Source organism: Algibacter lectus, from assembly GCF_900112395.1.
Classification (GTDB): domain Bacteria; phylum Bacteroidota; class Bacteroidia; order Flavobacteriales; family Flavobacteriaceae; genus Algibacter; species Algibacter lectus.
Map to the genome: position 1 here is coordinate 44,625 of NZ_FOLN01000005.1, position 21,903 is coordinate 66,527.

The window sequence follows — 21,903 nt, forward strand, 5'->3', positions numbered from 1 at the left end:
AGACAACCTTTTTAGTAATATTTATATGTTTTTAATCGCCATCGGCATCAACATAGTCGACGCTCACATTGAAAGCTTGTAGCATATCTACTTTTAATGATACTACTACTAATTGTAAAGCATCATAAGCTTCTGTCATTTTAACATTATCGCTATTTACTTGTGAGTAAAAATTATCATCTAAAAGATTAACTTTTGCTCTTGCGGCATCTATTCTTGTATTCAATAAAGTACTTAAATCGGTACGTTCCAATTCGGTTAAATAGGTTTTAAAACTTTCGCCAGTAGCACTAGCACTATAATAAGTACCGTTTAATGTATTTTGAAAAGCTGCTAAAGCCTCTAAAGCTAATGTTTTTGAAACTTCTTGATTATAAAAAGCTTCTACTTTTTCTGGTAACGGATCTGTTGAAAAAACACCTCCTGGAATTCCAAACTTATTCGCTCTTAAACTTTTTTCGAAGTAAAAGATATAATCGTTTACAAACTTATTTAAAGAACTCGTTACTGTATTGGAAGTCGAGCTAACAAAAGTTGCACGGTAGCTAGAAGTCCAATCTGTTAAAACTGTTTCGGTTAAGCTTTCCATTTGGTTTACTAAATCTGATAAATAAGCCTTATACTTATCATCTTCATACTTAGTTAAAATAGCAGCATCACTATCTGCAACACCGTAAAGCATATAATCTACAGCAGGAAAACCAACGGCATCGTTATTATTAACGTGTGTTAAATCGGCATTTCCAGCAGAAATATTAGCTTCAACATCTGTAGTAGAAACCGGATAGATATTCATTTGAAAACTATAGGTTAACTCTTCAGCTTTACCAATATTGAACATTTCAACATGTTGCCAAACTTTATAAGCTTCTAACCAAGATGCTCTTAAGTTATCTAAATTAGTTTGATTTGCATCGGCTATAAAAGCATCCTTATCTGCCGTTAACGTCGTTAATTTTTCAGACAAATCTTGATATGCAGGAATAATGATATTATCTGCCAAATTGGTTAATAAGGCGCCTCTATCAAAATTATCGGGACTTACCGATGGACTATCATCAGATGATGATGATGAACTACATGCCACAATAAATGTTAAGGTTATTACTGCTAAAAAAATCTTTTTAATCATACTACATGTTGTTTTAATTCTAAAAACTAAAGTTTCTAGTTAGAGGCTTCTTCTGTTGTGAAACCAAATTTAGCAGAAATCTCATCTGAAATTTCATCTAAAGTATTAGTCGTAACATCCCAGAAACCATTACCTTCCATAAGCTCTTCTAAATAAGCATCTACTTCTGTTTTTGTTAAATAAGGTGAATTTGAATTTGGTTGTCTGGTAAACTGAAGACTGTAAATAAATCCGTAAGCTTCTGATAATGCATGAAATGCAGATGCATTATCTATACCTAAATTATTTTTTCCTGATTGTAAATAGTACACCGCTCTAACTGCTGGTATTACTGAAATATTTTCTTTAATAATCTCTGCTTGTGCATCACGAACTGTATAGTTGTTAGCAACAATTGCAGCACGACCTAATATAAAAGCATTGTATATTTTAGAAGCGATACCCGCAAAATCTTCGTCTGCTTCAACGCGATCTAAATATTCACTTAAAAACTGATCTACATCTAAAACAGGGTTAGCAGCGTCTGCTTCGTTTCCGTATAAATATCCGAATGCTTCATCCCATTTATGCTCCATAGAAGTGTATGTTTTACCTTCTTCTAAAACCTCACTATCATTATCTGCAATATTTGTACCTGCATCTAAAACTGCTGGACTTAAATAGTTGTTAAGGATTTGATCGACCATTAATCCACCAATTAAACCTTTAGCAAAAGCTTGGTTGTATTCTAATCCTTTTTCGTTTAAGTAACGGGTTGTACCACCACCAGCTTGTTGTAAAGCGCCTGCCTCTCCAGCTGCTGCTGTAAAGCTCCAGTTAGGAAAAACATCATTTACTTGTGATGCAATCCATCCGTCAAAATCAGCTTTAATTTCGTTAGCTTCTGTAGTGTTAGCAGAGAAAAAATCTGTTGAAGCTGCTACTTTACTACGCACACTTTTATCTGATGCGTTTAAATCTGCATCACTAAAATCACTTGCTCCTTCTATATGAGCAAACATAGCGTCTAAAGTCTCTTCTGTGTTTGTTTCAACTTTTAACCCAGCAACCAACTCTTCTGCCATTAAAATTCTTGTGGTTTGTCCACTATAACTTACCGACGAATTTCCATCTCTTAAAAAGGTGTATGTTGTTGGTGCTTCTACTTGAGAAGTTTGTCCTCCATCATCATCACTTGAACAAGATTGAAATAATGCTGATGCTACAAAAAGACTGAATACTATTTTTTTCATTATAAGTTATTGTTTTATTTAGACTTATTACAAATAATTTTTAATTTGAAGTTGCAAATATAAAACACAGAATAACTTCAACAAAGTTTATTTAGAACAAATTAAAATAAAGAAACACATGATTTCATGTAAATACAAAAAAAGGTAGATATATCAAGCGTTTACAAAGCATAGAATGATGAAAATAAATTACTTGTAATTTTTACATATAACAATAAGCGCCTTGGTATCTAAGACAATTTTAAAACTAAAAATTAAGATTTATCTCACTTTTTATAAGTAAGAAATTCAAAATTAATGATAAACTTTGAAGATTTTTGAAGCTTCATTATAAGCACTTTCAAAACTAAGCGCGTTTAAATCATTGTTTTTTTGTGAAGTAAAATAAGATAGAAGTTTTTCGGTTGGCATATTTCCTGTTAATTCATCTTTCGCCATTGGGCAACCACCAAAACCTTGTATAGCACCATCAAATCGGTAACATCCTGCTTTGTAAGCCGCATCTACCTTTTCAAACCAACTCGTTGGTGTGGTATGTAAATGTGCACCAAACTCAATCTCTGGGTATTTAGGAATTAAATTTGAAAATAAGTAATTAATACTTTCCGGATCTGATGTGCCAACAGTATCACTTAAAGAAAGTATTTTAACACCCATATTGGCTAATTTTTCTGTCCACTCACCTACTATATCTACATTCCAAGGATCACCATACGGATTTCCGAACCCCATAGAAATATAGACTACAACTTCCTTACTAGATTTATCTGCATGCTCTAAAATTTCAGAAAGTGTCACCACAGATTCTGCTATGGTTTTATGGGTATTACGCATTTGAAAATTCTCTGAAATCGAAAATGGATATCCTAAATAATCTATAACGTTTTCCTGACACGCATCTATTGCACCGCGAGTATTAGCAATAATGGCTAATAATTTACTAGTAGTTTTACTTAAATCTAACTGCTCTAAAACCTGTGATGTATCTACCATTTGCGGAATAGCTTTGGGAGAAACAAAACTCCCAACATCAATAGTATCGAAGCCTACACGCAAAAGCGACTGAATGTATTGTACTTTTTTTTCCGTTGGAATAAAAGCCTTAATACCTTGCATAGCATCACGAGGGCACTCAATAATTTTTACGGGTTTTTGCATAAACAGTTAAAAATATAGTTGTTAAAAATACTATTATTTTTCTGAAAAAAGAATAGATAGAAGTCTTGTTTTAGGTTCTCTAAAAATGTAAATGATAAAACGACTTCTTAAAGAAACCTCAAAAACACATAACATTCTAAAAACCCATTATTTATATAAAAACTAAACCCATTTCCAAGCTTTTAACTTAAAAAGCATAAACAAATCTGCGAGACTATAAAACCTATACCCTTCATTTATAAAAGATTACACCAATAAATAATGTTAAAATTTAACACTTTTGAACCTAAAAAATTACCACTTGGTACGCTGAACGAGTATATCAATAAGTATAACGTTTTTATTCTTACTAATCCGAATTATGAAATACATTTGATTAGAAATTACCCCAAACCTAAATACCATTCGTGAATAAAGCATCATTACTTTTTACATTCATCTTTACATTGTTCGTTAGCGTATTTAGCTATGGACAAAATGAAGTTGTACAAGAGTGCCAAACGGTGACTTCTCCCGAAACTTCAAACTATTTCAAAACGCATAAAGCTGAACTCCAAGCTGCTAAACAATCGATGTTTCAACAACGATCGGCTAATAGCAAAGGAGATGTGTCAAATGCTCAAGATGTTTACATAAAAGTTCATGCCATTCGTTATTCTAATGGTTCTGGAGGCTTACGTGCTTACGATTTGGAAAAAGCATTTCAAAACTTAAACAACATGTTTGATGGCGCCCTTGTAAACTTTATACTTTATGAAGGTGTAGATTATATTGATGATAGTGACTTAATGCAGTTTGAAAAAGGTGACGAAAAAACCTTATTAGAGAACCATTATATTCCTGGTATTTTAAACGTTTATTTTGCTGAATATTTAACAAACTCATCAAAATCTTCAATTTGTGGTTATAGCGATAATGCGGATAATAGAGATATTATAGTTGTGAAAAATAGCTGCTCCATTAATGATTCTACTTTAGCACATGAAATTGGACATATATTATCTCTAGTGCACACACACGGTGTTAGTAACACGCAATTAACTACAGAACTGGTTGATGGTAGCAACTGCGATACTGATGGTGATGGCATATGCGACACTCCTGCAGATCCAGGATTATCAAGCGATAACGTTGATAATTTTTGTAACTACACAGGTAGCGCTACCGATGCAAATGGTGATACTTTTAATCCTGATACTAGCAACATGATGTCGTATTCGTTAAAAGCTTGTAGAACATACTTCTCTAAGGAACAAATAATACGCATGTATACTTATTTTACTTTAGAAAAAAATAGATTTACGCAACCTGGCGTTGTTCCAGAAATAGTTATAGAGGAAGAGGATTACGATAAAGATAGTTTAACTGCAGTTAAGCTATTCCCTAACCCTGTACAAAATGGTAATATTTACCTATCGTCTACCAAAATAGAAACCGCAATAAACTTCAAAATTGTTAACCTACAAGGTCAAGCCCTGGCAAATGGTTATGTTGAAAATAATGAAATTAATGTGAACCGTTTACCTGCTGGAAGTTATATTCTACAACTGCAAAACGGAAACTCTACTGTAATTAGAAGGTTTGTTAAATAACTAACCTCTATTCAAAATTGCTTTATTAATTTGTTTCACCAAACTAGGACCTTCATAAATAAATCCGGTATAAATTTGAACTAAATCGGCGCCTGCGTCAATTTTCTCTAAAGCATCTTTAGCAGAATGTACACCACCAACTCCAATAATAGGAAAGGCTTTATTACTCTTTTCAGATAAATATTTAATAACGGCTGTACTTTTATCCTTAACAGGTTGTCCGCTTAAACCACCATTACCAATACTTTCTAAACGCTCGGGAGAAGCTTTTAAACCACTTCTATCCATAGAGGTATTACTTGCAATTACACCATCTAAATTCGTGTCTTTTACCAATTCAATAATCTCATCTAACTGCGCATTATTTAAATCTGGTGCAATTTTTAAAACTATAGATTTTTGAGTTGCAAACGTGCCATTGGCTTTTTGTACCGCTCCAATTAACTCTTCTAAATAATCTTTATCATTTAACTTAGCATGCGACCCCACATTAGGGCAACTCACATTAAGTACAAAATAATCTACATAAGGGTGCAAGGCGTTAAAACACTCTAAATAATCTTTAGTATAATCTTCAGGTTTTGTTTGCGTGTTTTTACCAATATTCCCACCAATAATAAGTTTTCCCTTATTCTTTTTAAGTTGAACAATAGCAGCTTGTAAGCCTTCATTATTAAAACCCATTCGGTTAATAATACCTCGATCATCTTTTAGACGAAACAAACGCTTTTTAGGATTTCCCTCTTGCGCTTTTGGAGTTACAGTTCCTATTTCAATAAAACCAAATCCAAAGTTTGCCAATTCATTGTATAGCACGGCATTTTTATCAAAACCTGCAGCTAATCCCACTGGGTTTTTAAAAGTTAGCCCCAATACATTTCGCTCTAATTTAGGGTTTTCTATAACATATAAACTCCTGTATATAGATTTAAAACCAGGGATTTTAGAAGTGAATTTTACTAATGAAAATGTAAAATGGTGAATTTTTTCAGGATCGAAAGAAAAAAATATCGGGCGCAGTAATTGTTTGTACATCAGGATTATTTGTGCAAAAATAGGTTTAATTAAAAAATTGAACAATTCTAACGCCTGAAAATTTAAATATTTGAATCTTGTCTCCTAATTATTTGAATGAAAACATTCGTGAATTCATGGCTAAAAATCGTATTTTTGAAATATTAAAATCAAGAACATTTTTTCCCTCAAATACATTAAAATTTTTCTAAAATGATTTCAAAAGAACATATCATAAAACGTTTTGTAGGTTATGTAACTGTGGATACCGAGTCTGATCCAGAATCTCAAACTACACCAAGTACAGAAAAACAATGGGATTTGGCTAACAAACTTGCCGAAGAACTTAAACAAATTGGTTTAGAAGATGTTAGCATCGACGAAAACGCATACATTATGGCTACATTGCCTAGCAACGTAGATCACAATGTACCAACTATTGGGTTTATTTCTCATTTTGATACATCGCCAGATTTTACAGGTAAAAACGTAAAACCTCAAATTATCGAAAATTACGATGGAAAAGATATTGTTTTAAATGAAGCTGAAAACATTATTCTATCTCCAGATTATTTTGAAGATTTATTACAATACAAAGGACAAACGATAATTACCACAGATGGCACAACGCTTTTAGGTGCAGATGATAAAGCTGGAATTTGCGAAATTGTTTCTGCCATGGAATACTTAGTGCAACACCCAGAAATTAAACATGGAAAAATTCGTATTGGATTTACTCCAGATGAAGAAATTGGAAGAGGTGCTCATAAATTTGATGTTGAAAAATTTGGAGCCGAGTGGGCCTACACTATGGACGGTAGTCAAATTGGTGAATTAGAATACGAAAACTTTAATGCAGCTGGAGCGGTTGTAAAAATTAAAGGCAAAATTGTGCATCCCGGTTATGCTAAAGGTAAAATGATAAACTCCATGTATATTGCTACCGAGTTTATTAATTCTCTACCACGTATGGAAACACCTGAGCATACTACAGATTATCAAGGTTTTTTCCATTTACATAATATGGAAGGTGATGTTGAAGAAACCACTTTAAAATATATTATTCGCGATCATGATAGTGGCCATTTTGAAGCTAGAAAAGAAGTGATGCTAAAACTTACTGCTGAACTTAATTCGCAATATGGAAACGAAGTGATTACTACAGAAATTAAGGACCAGTATTTTAACATGCGTGAAAAAATTGAACCTGTAATGCATATTGTTGATGTTGCAGAAAAAGCGATGAAAGCATTAGATATTGAACCGTTAATTAAAGCCATTAGAGGTGGTACAGACGGATCGCAATTAAGCTACATGGGCTTACCTTGTCCTAATATTTTTGCTGGTGGCCATAACTTTCATGGGCGTTATGAATATGTACCTGTAGAAAGCATTATAAAAGCTACTGAAGTCATTTGTAAAATTGCAGAGTTAACAGCAGAAGAAGCTCGAAACTAAGAACTTCAACACATATACTTATTTATAAAAATAGCGCTAAGACCTGAAGGTTTTAGCGCTATTTTAGTTTATATCCAAAAGATAATATATAGTCTAGAGTAAGCCTCGTGCTTTAATTTCCAGATATTTATTTATAGTATCTATAGTTAAATTTTCTGGAGTTGTTAAAATGGAATAAATACCATATTTCTTCAGTTCATTAACGATAAGACGTTTTTCGAAAGCAAATTTTTCTGCTATTACTTTATCATAAGCTTGCTGAACAGTTTCGGCCTTTTCATCTATTATACTATCTAACTCTGTATTTTTAAAGAATATAACGACTAATAAATGACTTTTAGCAATTCCTTTTAAATAAGGTAATTGGCGGTGTAAACCATCTAAGGTTTCAAAATTAGTATATAGCAAAACAAGACTTCGTTGCGTAATATTACGCTTTACATCGGCATACAAACGTCCAAAATCACTTTCGTAATAATCGGTGTTCACGTTGTAAAGCGCCTCTAAAATCAAATTCATTTGAGATGTTCTGCGCTCCGCAACGACTCTATTTTCTACTTTTTTGGAAAATGAAAAAATACCGGCTTTATCTTGTTTCTTTAAAGCCACATTAGATATTACCAAAGCAGCATTTATAGCATAATCTAGTAAAGTTAAGCCATCAAAAGGCATTTTCATAACACGTCCTTTATCAATTACAGAATATATAGGCTGAGATTTTTCATCCTGAAACTGATTTACCATTAATTGATTTTTCTTGGCAGTAGCCTTCCAATTTATGGTTCGTAAATCATCACCTAAAACATAATCTTTAATCTGCTCAAATTCCATGGTGTGCCCTAACTTCCTTACTTTTTTAACTCCATACTGTAATAAATTATTACTTATGGCAAGTAAATTATATTTACGCAATTGAATAAAACTTGGGTACGTAGCAATCATTTGGTCATCATCAAACCAAAAGCGTCTTGCAATTAATCCAAAAACCGAAGTGGCATAAATATTAAGTTTCCCGAATTGATATTCTCCACGCTCCGTTGGGCGCAGTTCGTACTCTAATTCTGTTAAGCTAGAAGCATCTAACTTTCTATCTATTTTGAAATCACGCACCTGAAACTGTACAGGAATTTCATCTATAATTCTAATAAAAATAGGGAATGTGTAGAAGTTTTCAATAGAAACACCAATAGCATTTTGATCACCATTAGAGAATTTTTCCGGTAAATTTCGTTTTCCTTTTATACCTTTTTTTGCAACGAATAATAAAATAGCATCTAAAAACGTAAGAGCAAACAAACATAGCAATAACAACTTCACTAAATTAAACAACCTAGGAAACACAAAGCTTAACACAAACAAGACCATAACAATCAGGCATCCGTAGAAAAATCTGTTTTGTATGTAAAAAGGTTTAATACGTTTCAATTTTTTTGATTATTGGTTGATGGTTATTAGTTACGTGTTGTGCTTGTTACTTATTTTTTTGCTGAATACGGCAAACTGAGTACTTCACTCCTTATCTCGGAATCTCTACAGCTTCTATAATTTGTTTAATAATTTGTTTAGAAGTTACGCCTTCCATTTCGCGCTCTGGAGTAACAATAACACGGTGCTGCAATACCGGAATAGCGGCTTGCTTAATATCTTCGGGTGTTACAAAATCGCGTCCGTTCATGGCTGCAAAGGCTTTACTTGCTTTTAATATTGCAATAGATGCACGTGGCGAAGCGCCTAAATACAAAAACGGATTACTTCGTGTGTTAACAATAATATCAGCTATATATTTTACTAAATGCGATTCGATAATTATTTGACTCACCAAAATCTGAAATTTAGAAATATCTTCTTTACTTAAATGTGCCGTAATCTTTTCGGTTTTTGTGCCACCTTGCAAGGCTTGTTCTCTATTTATAATTTCAATCTCTTCTTCTAAATTAGGATAATCTACATCTATTTTAAACAAAAAACGGTCTAATTGTGCTTCCGGTAAACGGTAAGTTCCTTCTTGCTCTACAGGGTTTTGTGTTGCCAAAACAATAAATGGTAAATCCATAATAAATTTATTACCATCGATAGTAATTTGGCGTTCTTCCATAACTTCAAACAAAGCAGCTTGCGTTTTTGCAGGCGCACGATTTATTTCATCAATAAGAATCATATTCGAAAAAATAGGTCCTTTTTTGAATTGAAATTCAGATGATTTCATATCGAAAACCGAGGTTCCTAAAATATCACTTGGCATTAAATCGGGTGTAAACTGTATACGACTAAAACCAACATCTAATGATTTTGCCAATAACTTAGCCGAAATGGTTTTGGCAACGCCCGGAACACCTTCTATTAAAGAATGGCCGTTAGCTAAAATAGAAGCAATTAGCATATCTATCATCCCTTTCTGCCCAACAATAACTTTTCCTATTTCATTTTTTATAAGTGCTATACCTTCTTGTAGCTCACTTAAATCAATACGACTCTTAAAATCTAAATTAGAATCTTGTCCGGCTTCTTTCCCTTCAATAGTATTTTCAAAACTTTGTTGTTCTGCTCCTAAATCTAAATTATCGTTGCTTGGCGTGTTGTTTTCGTCCATAATTATTTATTATAAAAAGCCTCAATAGCTTTGTTTAACCTTAACAAATCGGCCTCTTCTAGATGTCGTTTGGCTTTCAATTGTAAAATTAAATTAATTAATCGTTTTATAGTATCTTCTTTTTTATTTGATTTAAGACTTAAATTTTTAATGAATTTTTCATCTAAAATCTGCGTATCTAAAAAGTATTCTCGTCTTAAGAACTCTAAAAAATAAGTGATTTTTTTATCAATAATAGTATCATGCTCCTTGGTTTCGTAATACAAATTACCAATGGTTTTGGTGAATGCCACGGTTGTATTCTCATAAGATTTTATAATTTTAACAATACGCTGTCTGCGCTTTGCATTAAAAATCATGAAGCAAACCATTGTAAACAAAGCCAAATACCAAGCCCAACGCAAGGCCGGTGTTTTTAAAATAAACCTTAACGGTGAACTGCCTAAATCTTGCCCTATTTTATTAACCGAATCAAAATGAATGGTATCGTTTTCTACATAAGACAAAGCTGCTTCGGCATATTTTTTATTGTTCTTTTTAAGTAAATGATAATTAGTAAACACAACAGGTTGGAGATGTAAATAGAAATTCCCTGCTCCATATTCTATTTTTACATAATTAATATTTTGGATAGAATCGAATTTTTGATAGCCTAAAACAGTTGTTGATGCTGAATCTAATTTCGTGAAATAATAATTCCCTAAACCTTTTTCAACGGTTATAGAATCGGTTTTAAAGTTTGGATTAGCAAAGCTTAAAAGCGCTTTTCCTTTAAAATTATAATCACTTTTAATATCGACTCCTAAAGAATCTTGAATGTTTTTAGAAGGAAAATGAGACGCTATAAAAACATCGTTTCCATGCGCAGCAAAGTCTAATAGTTCTTGTGAAGACACATCGTCTAAACCAGAAAAATTATTAACCGCCATATACGTTCCGCTCGTATCGTAAAGACTATCTTCAAAATTGTAAAGCGCATCAAAATATTCGTAGGGTGTTGTTTTAATTGTTTTTATATCACTTTCCGGAAATAGATTTTTAAGTTCTTCGTAGAAAATAAAAGTACCATATGGAATTTTATCTGTCTCGTCAAAGCTTCTATTCCAGTCTATAGGTTCCTCTCTAGTAAACTCTATAGCGGCGGCTCCAGCAAATAAAAAGACGAGCAAAACGATATATATTTTTATTGTTTTGTTCATGCTTTTATCGATTTTAGAAATTGAATAAAAGCTTCTTTCGCTTTATTAAACTCATGCTCGTTAACATCAAATTCGCCATACCATATGTAGTTGTACAAATAAGATGTGTATGAAAAACCCTTTTTTAAATCCTGCGAAACAATTTCGTTTTGATAATCACTATTTGTTTTTTCAACGTCGTATTCAATAATTTCGGCCGTAGTTAATCCTTTTAAAAGCCATAAATAATAATACCGAATAGCCAATCTATAATTGTGTTCTGTTTCCGCGGAAGCGATAAGTGTTTTAAAATCTACAGCATGAATATTAGCTTCTATATCACTAACAGGAATAATACTTTTATCCGATCCTTTGCCAAAAACCCATTTGCCTTCGCTATTCATTACAGCTTTAAAAATAAAGAAGATGACTAACAGAATAACGAGAACGGCTCCTATTTTAAGAGCTATATCTGCAAATGCAAAAGATTGCCCTTTATCTTTAATTTCAAAGAAATCGATAAAACGTTCATTTAACCATTGCTTAAATCGTGTCCACCAACCAGAACTCTCAACGGTTCTATCGTAAACAAATTCTTCACCAGTATAGATTTCTTTTAAATTTTCGAAATGTCGTTTTTCGCCCCAAGTGGTATCTATTTGCAAACTATCCTGCTCAACCAAAACCACCTCTAAAGTTGTGATGCTTTTAGCCGAAATAGTTCCTGAAGATAAAAACAATCCAAATACTAAAAAAACGATATGTAAAGCTTGCTTCCTATTCACCCGAACCTATTTGATCGATAACACTTTTGGTATTTATATTCTCTTTATCTTCTTTTAAACTGTAAAATACAATACCTTGATTAAGCTGTACCACGTTACTTAAAACTGCACTAACAAAAAAGGTTAAGAAAAATATAGCTAGCATAACCACAGTCATGGTAGCCCCAATATCTTCGTTAGAAGGTACATCTTGTACCGTAGTAAACATGCTTGCCATACCAAAAAAGTAAGGAATTATTGAAATTATATTCTGTATAATGTAAACTATTAAATAGAACAAACCAACGCTACCTACTGCTGCCCAAAATTTAGATTTAAGCAAATCCCATGAGTATGAAAAACATTCCCAAATGCCTTTTTCGTCTTCTAAATATTCCATTAATGCCATGCCATAAAAAAGCATAAATGCACCTGCTAAAAGCGGAAGCGCCATAATACCGATTATGGTAACCGTTAAAATTATAGCACCAATAGAAAAGATGATTAGCATAGGAAAACCAATTAGAAAACAACAAAGTATAAATGTAAAAAGCTTACCTAGGTTCGCTTTATAGGCTTTTAAAATATCTCGTGTTTCGAAGTTTGTACCGCTGTTATGGTTATATAATTTTAAATAAACAAAAGGAAATGCATAAGATACTACTCCGGCAATGACAGCAACAATAACGAAAATAAAAACCATAGCCATAAATAGCACAAAATTATCATTTAAGTACTCATCTAAAAGCGTGGTGCTATTATTGTTTAGAATGCTTCCGAAAACAAAATCGCTATAAAACTTCGTAAAGAAATAGCCTAAAACCGCTAAAACCAATAAAAAGATACCATTTATAATAAAATATTCTCTAAAAAAGTGTTTTCCGCTTTGTTTTATAAACGCGAAAGTATCTTGAAAAAACTCACTAAAACCTCTTGATTTATATAATTCCATATGTTTTTTTAAGTTTTTTATTTATGATAAATGGGTAAACTAAATAGTAAAATGAAATAATACCTAACGTTATTAAAATAATACCAACCGATAACCAATTGGGCATAATATTAGAATATCGAGTTACAAAACCTTCTAAAAAACCAGCCGCAATAGTAAACGGAAACGTACTAATTAATATTTTAACACCATCTTTCATGCCTCTTTTAAAGCTTGTAACTCTAGAATAGGTTTTAGGAAATAAAATACTTGCTCCCAAAAGTAAACCCGCTGCACCTTCGATAACAATAGCAAAAATTTCCATAGCGCCATGAATCCATATACCACGAACACTTTCCCAAAGCACGCCATGTTTTTGAAACATAAATTGAAAAGCGCCAAGCATAATACCGTTTTGTAACAACACATAACCTGTTCCGAGTCCGCCAAAAACACCAAATATAAAGGACTTGATACCCACGTATAAGTTATTGAGCGTAATGCCTATAAAACTCCCCCAATTACTTCCACTTTTGTAAACAGCCACCGGATCGCCTTTTTCGATATTCTCCAAAGTCATGTTTACATAATGATCGCCTAAAATAAGACGCACAAACGAATCATCGAAAGCAGCCGACAAAACACCAATGGCAACAAATGTTAAGAAAATAGCGAATGCATAAAGCACATATCGCCTGCTTTGATAAACAATTAAAGGCACTTCTATTTTCCAAAATTGTATAAATCTATTACTGTCTTCACGCTTAGTTTTATAAATTTTTTGAAAAGCTTTGGCTGCTAAGTTGTTTAAATAAAGAATTGTTTTACTTTTGGGATAATAGGTTTGAGCGTAAGATAGATCGTTTACCAAATGAATATAAAGAGAAGCCAGCTCGTCTGGATTTTTTAAAGTTTTTCCAAAAATAGCTTTTTCAAAATCTAGCCATTTCTCTTTGTTTTGTTTAATAAATGCAACTTCTCTCATGTGTAATCAAATTAAAACAATTCATGGTAGAGTTACAAATAAATACTACACAAAATGTTAATATAAATTTTACAGCGGCAAGTGTTGGTGAACGTATTTTAGCATATGGTATTGATTGGATTATAAAAATCGCCTACATTATTGTTGTTTACCAGCTGCTTTTCAACCTGTTTAACATTCCTGCTTTAATTCAGGATATGGATAATTGGTCTCAAGGCGCTATATACGTCACCTTCTATTTTCCCGTTATTTTTTACACCTTAATTTTTGAAACTCTTTTGGACGGACAAACCTTAGGTAAACGTATCTTAAAAATAAAAGTGGTAAAAATAGATGGTTACCAAGCCTCTTTAGCCGATTTTTTGATACGTTGGCTTTTTCGTATTATAGATTTAAATATGCTTAGCGGTGTGGTTGCATTAATCTCTATTATTACGAGTAGTAAAAACCAAAGACTGGGTGATATTACGGCCGGAACATCGGTAATTACGTTAAAAAACAATGTAAATATCAGCCATACTATTCTAGAAAATCTGCAAGATAACTATAGGCCCACTTACCCGAATGTTATAAAATTATCGGATAATGATGCTAGAATTATAAAAGAAACATTTACCACAGCAAAAGCATCACTAGATTATCCAACTTTAATAAAACTGCGTAAAAAGCTTATAGAAGTTATTGAAATCAAAGAAGTTAAACAAAAAACTGACATAGAATTTATTGATGTTATTATGAAAGACTACAACTATTACACTCAAAACATGTAAGTGTGGTATTTCTGTTATTCTTATAAAAAATTACTAAACAAACATCTCGTAAAAAATCTTCCTAAAGAAAACAGAAACACTCCTTAAAAAGAACTAATTTCGCGCAAAAAAATAAGCGTTGTTAATACGTTAAACTGTTCAGCAATTACATATATCTACTGAATTTTCTAATAAAACATTTAACAGCTATAAATTGAACTCATATGTTTTACATCGATATTTTAGGTATTGTTGCTTTCTCTATTTCGGGTGTTTTAATTGCCTTAGAAAAAAAGATGGATATTTTTGGCATCTTAATCATTGCCTTTGTAACAGCTGTTGGTGGCGGAACATTACGTGATCTACTTATTGGCCACACACCAGTAAGCTGGATGCAAAACATCACTATTTCTTACGTTATTTTAGGCTCTACCATTGCCGCAGTACTTTTTAGAAGTAAAATTAATTACCTACGTACCTCTCTATTTTTATTCGATACCATTGGTATAAGCATATATACTATGGCAGGTGTTGAGCAAGGTATTGAAGCCGAGTTACACCCGTTAATCTGTATTGCTTTAGGAACAATAACAGCTAGTTTTGGAGGTGTAATTCGTGATATTTTATGTAATGAAATTCCTGTAATTTTCCGCAAAGAAATTTATGCTACCGCGTGTATTATGGGTGGTGCGACTTATTTTATTTTAAAAGAATTTCCTATTCAAGAAAATTGGATTTTTATAATTTCTGGTGCTGTAGTTATTTTAATACGCTTACTTGCTGTTAAATTTAAAATCTCTTTACCACGACTTTATAAGGAAGAATTCGAACATTAAGTTTTTTAGTATGAATCTTTACTTGTTTGGCACTAAATCTCCCCACTCTGTCCAAGAACCATCGTAAACAGATAAGTTGTTATAACCAGAAATATCTGCCGCTAAAGCCAAAACACATGCCGTTAAACCAGATCCGCACGAAAATATAATATCATCATTTTTATCCGCTAGCATATAAAAAGCTTTTTCTAATTCTACTTGAGGTTTTAAAACACCATCGGTTAATAAATCTGTAAAAGGTAAATTAACCGAGTTTGGAATGGTCCCCATACGCAAACCTTCGCGAGGTTCTGGTACTTCACAGTTAAATCGTCCGGCAGAACGCGCATCTATAATTGTATGTGTTTTATTTGCTGAAGCTGTTTTTACATCATCAAAAAACTGCATAAATTTTGGTTGAAGATTAGCTGAAAAATCACCAATTTCACCATCATAATTCGTCATAGACTCTGTGGCATAACCAGCCTTTAGCCACTCAGGAAAACCTCCATTTAAAACCGCAACGTTATTATAGCCAAATGCCCTAAATAACCACCAAACACGTGCGCTCGAGTAAATTCCTTTATCATCGTAAACTACAATGGCACTATTGGTATTTACTCCTAAATTTCGAGCTTCTCTTTGAAACTGTTCTTCCGAAGGAAAAGCGCTAGGAAACGGATTCGATACATCGCTAAATTTCTTTTTGATATCGAAAAGTCTTGTTCCTGGTATTTGCTTTTGCGAAGCATTAAAAACTTTATTTATAGTACCATCTAAAACAATAAGGTTTTCATTGTTTAAATGCTCTTGAAGCCATTTTACAGAAACAATTGGTGTTGGTAAACTAATTGAAGTGCTCATGTTGATTTTATGGTTTAATCAAATATAAAGAAATAAGTTGTTTTCTACATATATCTATAATGTCCAATAATTTTAAAATCAAAAAGACAGTCTTCTAAAACTTGTCCGCTACCAATATTATGAACAATTAAATTCCGTTTTCCGTCTGTAGATTTTTTATTGACAACAATTCCTATATGCGTTATGGCACCTCCTAGATTCCAACACACTATATCTCCAGGTAAATAGTCTTTAGCTAGGTCGCTAATTACTTTTTCTGCACCTTGCCTTTTAAAATATGTCATTAAATTAGGCACTCTTCGATGATCAATATTTTTATCAGTTCTTTTAAGTCCCCAAATTTTAGGATAAGCACTAAAATTAGCTTTCATATCCTCATGCACGTTTTTCTGCAAGTCGACTCCCATTTTTCTATACGCACGAATAACAACATCTGTACAAACGCCTTTATCTTTAGGCACATCTCCATTTGGATAATCTATTGAAAAATAGCTGGGATCGTAAACCACGTTTTGTTTTATTAACTCTAGAGCACAATCTGATAGTTGAAAATTAGTGTTTTCAGTTTGCGAAAAACAAAAATTGAGGTTAAATAATAATATTAAAATAAATACTTTTCTCATAGAAAGCCTGATTATTTAAACCCCTTTTTTCGCTTGAAATAACACTATAGTTATCTGAATTAATTCATGGCTGGATCGGACCTTAAAACTCCAGAATTTGTATGCACATTACCTACTTCTGTAATTACTGCCCCTTCTGGACCTGCCATTTGCCAATGAGCAGACTCTACAAGTGCTAACGAATCGAAACCACCTTCATTTAATTCTACAATATGGTTTGCCGTTACCTTACCGTCCCAATGTGTTTTTGGAACTACAACTTGAGGAAATTGATCGCGGTTATTCTCGCCTACACCTGCTACATAACTTTTACCGTGCCTAATAAGCCAACCTTCCATTTTAGCTGGATTGTTTTCTGCTGCAAAATGCATATGCTCTCCTAACATTTGACTCGGCAATAAAAAGATATCCATTAACATATATCGGTCATCTTCATTATTCACAAACATAACAGAAGCTAAACCTAAGTTAGCATAATCGCCTTTGTTATAATCGGTAAGCCAAATTTTTTCGCGAAGTCCATCAAACACTGGGTAATTATGATATTCTAACATTTCGATTAAAGCATCTTTAGCCTTTTCTTCTAAAAACTTACCATCCTTATCGTAAAATTGGTCGTTAGTAAACTTTAATTCCGTTTTAACAACCTCCTTAGTGTTTACCATTGGCTTTTTTTCTACTTTATTATTACAACTTGTAAATAATACAAACATTAATAAAGCGTTTATAAGAATTCTTTTTTTCATAAAATGTGTTTTATTTAAATTTTTATGTTTTTTATTTTACCTCCGCATAATTATCATCCCATTCTTGAGGTTTTGGATCGTGTAGCTTTCCTAAAGATTTCGCCACAATCATAGCCACAGTAGCATCTCCTGTTACATTAACAACGGTTCTACACATATCTAAAGGTCTATCTACAGCAAAAATTAAAGCTAAACCAATAGGCAATAATTCAGCAGGAAACCCAATAGATTCTAGCACAATTACAAGCATTACAATACCGGCACTTGGTACAGCTGCACTACCAATAGAAGCTAGCAACGCCGTACCGATAATTACTAATTGATTGGTAAATGTTAAACCTTCTGGCCAAACTACTTGCATGATAAATACGGCTGCAATACCTTGATATAAACTGGTTCCATCCATATTTACTGTAGCTCCAACGGGCAGTACAAATCCGGCAACTTCACCGTCTACTCCCAAATGTTCTTCTACACGTTCCATAGTTACAGGTAATGTTGCTGCACTACTACTTGTTGAAAATGCTAATAATTGTGCTGGGCTAATTTGTTGTAAAAACCACATTGGTGATTTTTTAGTGTACACCGCAACTAGAATTAAATAAACACCTATCATTAAAACAAGGCCTACAACTACACATAAAGCGTATAATAGTAATTTTAAGAGTATCTCAGTATCATCGAAAGCTATAATTACATTCGCCATTAATGCAAACACGGCATAAGGAGCAGAAAGCATAATTAAGTCGACCATTTTCATGACCACATCATTTAAAGAATTAAAAAAACCTGTTAATGGTTTGGCTTTTTCTTCTCCAATTAGTAATAAACATATACCAACAAAAAGTGCGAAAAATATAATTTGAAGCATTGAAGCCTCTGTGAAAGATTGAAAAATATTACTCGGAAAAATATCTACCAAAGCTTGTAATGGTCCTGCATTTGTTCGTGCAGATGCTTCGCTAATTTTATCGGCTATACCAGTGTCATTAGCATAACGTAATTTAATTTTCTCAATAGTTTCTTCTGGCATTCCAACTCCTGGCTTTACTGTATTTACCAAAGCCAAACCTATAGCAATAGCTATTACGGTAGTTCCCATGTAGATTCCCAGGGTGCGTAAACCCATGTTTTTTATTTTAGAGATATCTTTTAAATCGGTAATTCCTTTTATTAAAGATGCTAATATTAAAGGTACTGCAATAAGTTTTAAAAGATTAATGAATATCTTTCCGAAAGGTGCAACCCAGTCGCCTACAAAGCCTCTTCCACCGTCTACATTATTCATAATAAAACCAAAAATGATTCCGAGAATCATTCCTATAATAATCTTCCAGTGCATTGCAAGTTTTTTCATATGTTTTAGGATACTTTTTACGTCTTTAAAATTTGACACAATATAAGTATTTTTGGTATGAAAAAAAGCAGATTCGCTATGAGTTTACTGCAAAAAATTGAAGATAAATTAGATTTTTAATTACAAATACGAATATTTGCACACAATAAATGAATGAAAAGTGTCTTAAATTGATTTTTTAATAATTAAATACACGTGTTTTTTAAGCAAAAAAAGACACTACCAAAAGCTATAATTTGGCAGACAGGTTTAGCCCCGATAGCAGCGACATCCTTCTTATATGCTTAATATTTAAGTTATTAAACAGAAAAACAATAACTGGTTAAGCTATATTTTTTTAAACACAAATGACGTTTCTGCACATAAAAAGATATAGCGGAAAGCGGGAAATAGCTTCTAAAAAATATTTTAGTTATAAAGCTTATTAATTAATTGAAAATCGGCTATTACAAGTGCTGCCATAGCTTCTACAATAGGTACGGCGCGTGGTACAACACATGGGTCGTGACGTCCTTTACCTTGCATTTCTACAAAATTACCATCTTTATCTATGGTTTCGTATTTTTGAATTAGCGTAGCCACGGGTTTAAATGCAACACTAAAATAGATATCCATACCGTTGCTTATTCCGCCTTGAATACCGCCAGAATAATTTGTTTTTGTAGTACCATCACTATTAAAAGCATCGTTATGATCGCTTCCATACATGGTGCTTCCATGGAATCCGCTACCATACTCAAAACCTTTTACAGCATTGATAGATAACATGGCTTTACCTAGTTCCGCATGTAATTTATCGAAAACCGGCTCACCTAAACCAACTGGTACATTTTTAATTACACAGCTCACTATACCACCAACGGTATCACCTTTTCCGCGAACTTCCTTGATGTAAGTTTCCATTTTTGCTGCCATATCTTGGTCTGGACAACGTACGATGTTAGATTCTACTAAATTTAGGTCTAGCTCGTTGTACGGTTTATCTAATTTCATGGTGCCAACTCCAGAAACGTAGGCTATTATTTCGATACCTTTTAGCATTTGTTTTGCAATGGCTCCGGCCACTACGCGACATGCCGTTTCGCGCGCCGAGCTACGACCACCACCACGATAATCGCGTACACCATATTTTTTATCATAGGTATAATCGGCGTGACTTGGACGGTAACTATCTTTTATATGACTGTAATCGTGAGATTTTTGATTGGTGTTTTCGATAACAAAACCAATAGATGTTCCTGTGGTTACGCCCTCGAAAATGCCTGAATGAAATTTTACTGTATCAGGTTCTTTACGTTGTGTAACGATAGCAGATTGGCCTGGTTTTCTTCGGTTTAATTCGTTTTGAATTTCGTCTAAATCTAACTTAATTCCTGATGGACAACCATCTATAACACCGCCCAATGCTGGGCCGTGAGATTCGCCATAAGTTGATAAAGTAAATAGTTTTCCGAAGGTGTTACCTGCCATGATTTCAATTTTTGGCTAAAATAAACTATAGTCGTGAATTTGACGAATTTAGTTGAATAAAAATGTTGGTTAAAAATATGTTTTATTGTCCTTTTCTTTAATTATTATGCCTTTGGTTTAGGCTTTTATTTTATAAAAAAATCTTTAAATAAAGATATCTCGTATCTGTAACAATCTACCTAATTATCAAAAATTTAATGTTTTAACAAAGCTAAAACACACGTAACACTTAGTTAACAATTACCTCATAATTAGTTAATTATATAGTAAACATTAAGTAATACAAATCTCACCTAATTATTAGAAATTTACAATGAACAACACCTCAGCTTTTGAAAATAAAACGTAAAATAGAAATTGCCGTAATATCGGATGTGCACCTTGGAACCTATGGTTGTCACGCCAAACACCTACTTACATACCTAAATAGTATAGAGCCTAAAAAACTTATTTTAAATGGTGATATTATTGATATTTGGCAATTTAGTAAGCGTTATTTTCCGAAATCGCATTTAAAGGTTATAAAAAAAATAATGACCATGGCTTCTAATGGTGTGGAGGTGATTTACATTACTGGTAACCATGATGAAATGCTTCGGAAATTTAGTAACACTACTATTGGCAACATTTCTATTGTGGATAAAATAGTTTTAGACTTAGACGGATTGAAAGCTTGGTTTTTTCATGGTGATGTTTTTGATGTTTCCATACAAAACGCCAAATGGCTAGCGAAACTCGGCGGTTATGGTTACGATATGCTTACACTAATTAACCGCGGTGTAAACTGGTACTTAGATAAACGTGGAAAGGAACGTTACTCACTTTCTAAAAAAGTTAAAAACGGAGTTAAAGGTGCCGTAAAATACATAAACGATTATGAAAAAGTAATATCGGAACTTGCTATAGAAAACGGCTACGACTACGTGGTTTGCGGACATATACACCAACCTAAAATGGAATATATTGAAAACAAACACGGTAGAACCATGTACTTAAACTCTGGTGATTGGGTAGAAAACTTTACTGCCTTAGAGTATCAGTTTAAACGTTGGAAGATTTATAACTTTAGTAAAGATAAACTAGCGCCTTTTATAGTTGACGAGGATTTTGAGGAAATGAAAATTAACGATTTAATTGCCGCCATTACTATTGTAGATCGGGCAGAAAAGAAATCGAAAATTTAAGCCAAACTAGCTATTCTACAGTTGAGTAGCAAAAATCTACATTTCGGTAAACTGTTTTATA

The 21,903-nt window shown here is 32.9% G+C and carries 20 protein-coding genes; 5 read left to right on the forward strand and 15 right to left on the reverse strand.

Annotated features, from left to right (window positions below; genetic code table 11):
• Window positions 1-31: 31 nt before the first annotated feature.
• The 3 genes from BM246_RS10130 to BM246_RS10140 all read right to left on the reverse strand — a co-directional run bounded on the left by BM246_RS10130 (window position 32) and on the right by BM246_RS10140 (window position 3,522).
• Complete coding sequence (locus BM246_RS10130) at window positions 32-1,132, reverse strand: imelysin family protein (RefSeq protein WP_074937648.1); 1,101 nt, start codon at window positions 1,130-1,132, stop codon at window positions 32-34.
• 35 nt (window positions 1,133-1,167) lie between these two features.
• Entirely contained in the window at window positions 1,168-2,364 is a 1,197-nt protein-coding gene (locus BM246_RS10135) for a DUF4856 domain-containing protein (protein WP_074937651.1), read from the reverse strand.
• 294 nt (window positions 2,365-2,658) lie between these two features.
• Window positions 2,659-3,522, reverse strand: coding sequence for a hydroxymethylglutaryl-CoA lyase (locus BM246_RS10140; protein WP_074937654.1), 864 nt, complete (start codon window positions 3,520-3,522; stop codon window positions 2,659-2,661).
• Window positions 3,523-3,929: 407 nt separating this feature from the next.
• On the opposite strand from BM246_RS10140, the gene BM246_RS10145 reads away from it, so the two are divergent.
• The gene (locus BM246_RS10145; RefSeq protein WP_139221877.1) at window positions 3,930-5,114 is read left to right on the forward strand and encodes a zinc-dependent metalloprotease; all 1,185 of its coding nucleotides are present in this window, start codon (window positions 3,930-3,932) and stop codon (window positions 5,112-5,114) included.
• Here the strand turns inward: BM246_RS10145 and BM246_RS10150 are convergent, their stop codons facing one another.
• Complete coding sequence (locus tag BM246_RS10150; RefSeq protein ID WP_074937658.1) at window positions 5,115-6,149, reverse strand: quinone-dependent dihydroorotate dehydrogenase; 1,035 nt, start codon at window positions 6,147-6,149, stop codon at window positions 5,115-5,117. It abuts the gene before it with no gap.
• Between the two features lie 192 nt (window positions 6,150-6,341).
• Here BM246_RS10150 and pepT point away from each other — a divergent pair, with 192 nt between their 5' ends.
• Window positions 6,342-7,586: a peptidase T gene (gene pepT / locus BM246_RS10155; protein ID WP_074937661.1), complete on the forward strand. Its 1,245-nt coding sequence runs from the start codon at window positions 6,342-6,344 to the stop codon at window positions 7,584-7,586.
• 93 nt (window positions 7,587-7,679) lie between these two features.
• On the opposite strand, the gene BM246_RS10160 is transcribed toward pepT, so the two are convergent.
• The 6 genes from BM246_RS10160 to BM246_RS10185 form a co-directional block, all read right to left on the reverse strand.
• The gene (locus BM246_RS10160; RefSeq protein WP_074937662.1) at window positions 7,680-9,011 is read right to left on the reverse strand and encodes a DUF58 domain-containing protein; all 1,332 of its coding nucleotides are present in this window, start codon (window positions 9,009-9,011) and stop codon (window positions 7,680-7,682) included.
• Between the two features lie 91 nt (window positions 9,012-9,102).
• Window positions 9,103-10,176 (reverse strand): AAA family ATPase, encoded by a 1,074-nt coding sequence (locus BM246_RS10165; protein ID WP_083415763.1) that lies wholly within the window; start codon window positions 10,174-10,176, stop codon window positions 9,103-9,105.
• 2 nt (window positions 10,177-10,178) lie between these two features.
• Window positions 10,179-11,375, reverse strand: coding sequence for a DUF4350 domain-containing protein (locus BM246_RS10170; RefSeq protein WP_074937664.1), 1,197 nt, complete (start codon window positions 11,373-11,375; stop codon window positions 10,179-10,181).
• Window positions 11,372-12,139, reverse strand: a complete 768-nt coding sequence (locus BM246_RS10175) for a hypothetical protein (protein WP_074937666.1) — start codon at window positions 12,137-12,139, stop codon at window positions 11,372-11,374. The genes BM246_RS10170 and BM246_RS10175 overlap by 4 nt, the downstream gene beginning before the upstream one ends.
• Window positions 12,132-13,070 carry a hypothetical protein gene (locus tag BM246_RS10180; RefSeq protein WP_074937668.1) on the reverse strand — a complete coding sequence of 313 codons (939 nt, stop codon included), beginning with the start codon at window positions 13,068-13,070 and terminating at the stop codon, window positions 12,132-12,134. The genes BM246_RS10175 and BM246_RS10180 overlap by 8 nt, the downstream gene beginning before the upstream one ends.
• Entirely contained in the window at window positions 13,057-14,034 is a 978-nt protein-coding gene (locus tag BM246_RS10185) for a stage II sporulation protein M (RefSeq protein ID WP_074937671.1), read from the reverse strand. The genes BM246_RS10180 and BM246_RS10185 overlap by 14 nt, the downstream gene beginning before the upstream one ends.
• Before the next feature lie 23 nt (window positions 14,035-14,057).
• Here BM246_RS10185 and BM246_RS10190 point away from each other — a divergent pair, with 23 nt between their 5' ends.
• Both BM246_RS10190 and BM246_RS10195 read left to right on the forward strand, forming a co-directional pair.
• A complete protein-coding gene (locus BM246_RS10190; protein ID WP_074937674.1) occupies window positions 14,058-14,804 on the forward strand; it encodes an RDD family protein in 747 nt (248 codons plus the stop codon).
• A gap of 203 nt (window positions 14,805-15,007) precedes the next feature.
• Complete coding sequence (locus BM246_RS10195; protein WP_042495557.1) at window positions 15,008-15,619, forward strand: trimeric intracellular cation channel family protein; 612 nt, start codon at window positions 15,008-15,010, stop codon at window positions 15,617-15,619.
• An 18-nt stretch (window positions 15,620-15,637) separates the two neighbouring features.
• Here BM246_RS10195 and BM246_RS10200 read toward each other — a convergent pair whose 3' ends face one another.
• The 5 genes from BM246_RS10200 to aroC form a co-directional block, all read right to left on the reverse strand.
• Window positions 15,638-16,462, reverse strand: a complete 825-nt coding sequence (locus BM246_RS10200; protein WP_074937676.1) for a sulfurtransferase — start codon at window positions 16,460-16,462, stop codon at window positions 15,638-15,640.
• Window positions 16,463-16,506: 44 nt separating this feature from the next.
• Complete coding sequence (locus BM246_RS10205; RefSeq protein ID WP_175489790.1) at window positions 16,507-17,085, reverse strand: DUF1287 domain-containing protein; 579 nt, start codon at window positions 17,083-17,085, stop codon at window positions 16,507-16,509.
• 59 nt (window positions 17,086-17,144) lie between these two features.
• Window positions 17,145-17,831: a cupin domain-containing protein gene (locus tag BM246_RS10210; protein ID WP_074937682.1), complete on the reverse strand. Its 687-nt coding sequence runs from the start codon at window positions 17,829-17,831 to the stop codon at window positions 17,145-17,147.
• Between the two features lie 31 nt (window positions 17,832-17,862).
• Complete coding sequence (locus tag BM246_RS10215) at window positions 17,863-19,188, reverse strand: dicarboxylate/amino acid:cation symporter (protein ID WP_042495564.1); 1,326 nt, start codon at window positions 19,186-19,188, stop codon at window positions 17,863-17,865.
• A gap of 408 nt (window positions 19,189-19,596) precedes the next feature.
• Window positions 19,597-20,658, reverse strand: coding sequence for a chorismate synthase (gene aroC, locus BM246_RS10220; RefSeq protein WP_074937684.1), 1,062 nt, complete (start codon window positions 20,656-20,658; stop codon window positions 19,597-19,599).
• Window positions 20,659-20,990: 332 nt separating this feature from the next.
• Here aroC and BM246_RS10225 point away from each other — a divergent pair, with 332 nt between their 5' ends.
• Complete coding sequence (locus BM246_RS10225; protein ID WP_042495570.1) at window positions 20,991-21,842, forward strand: UDP-2,3-diacylglucosamine diphosphatase; 852 nt, start codon at window positions 20,991-20,993, stop codon at window positions 21,840-21,842.
• Window positions 21,843-21,903 lie beyond the last annotated feature (61 nt).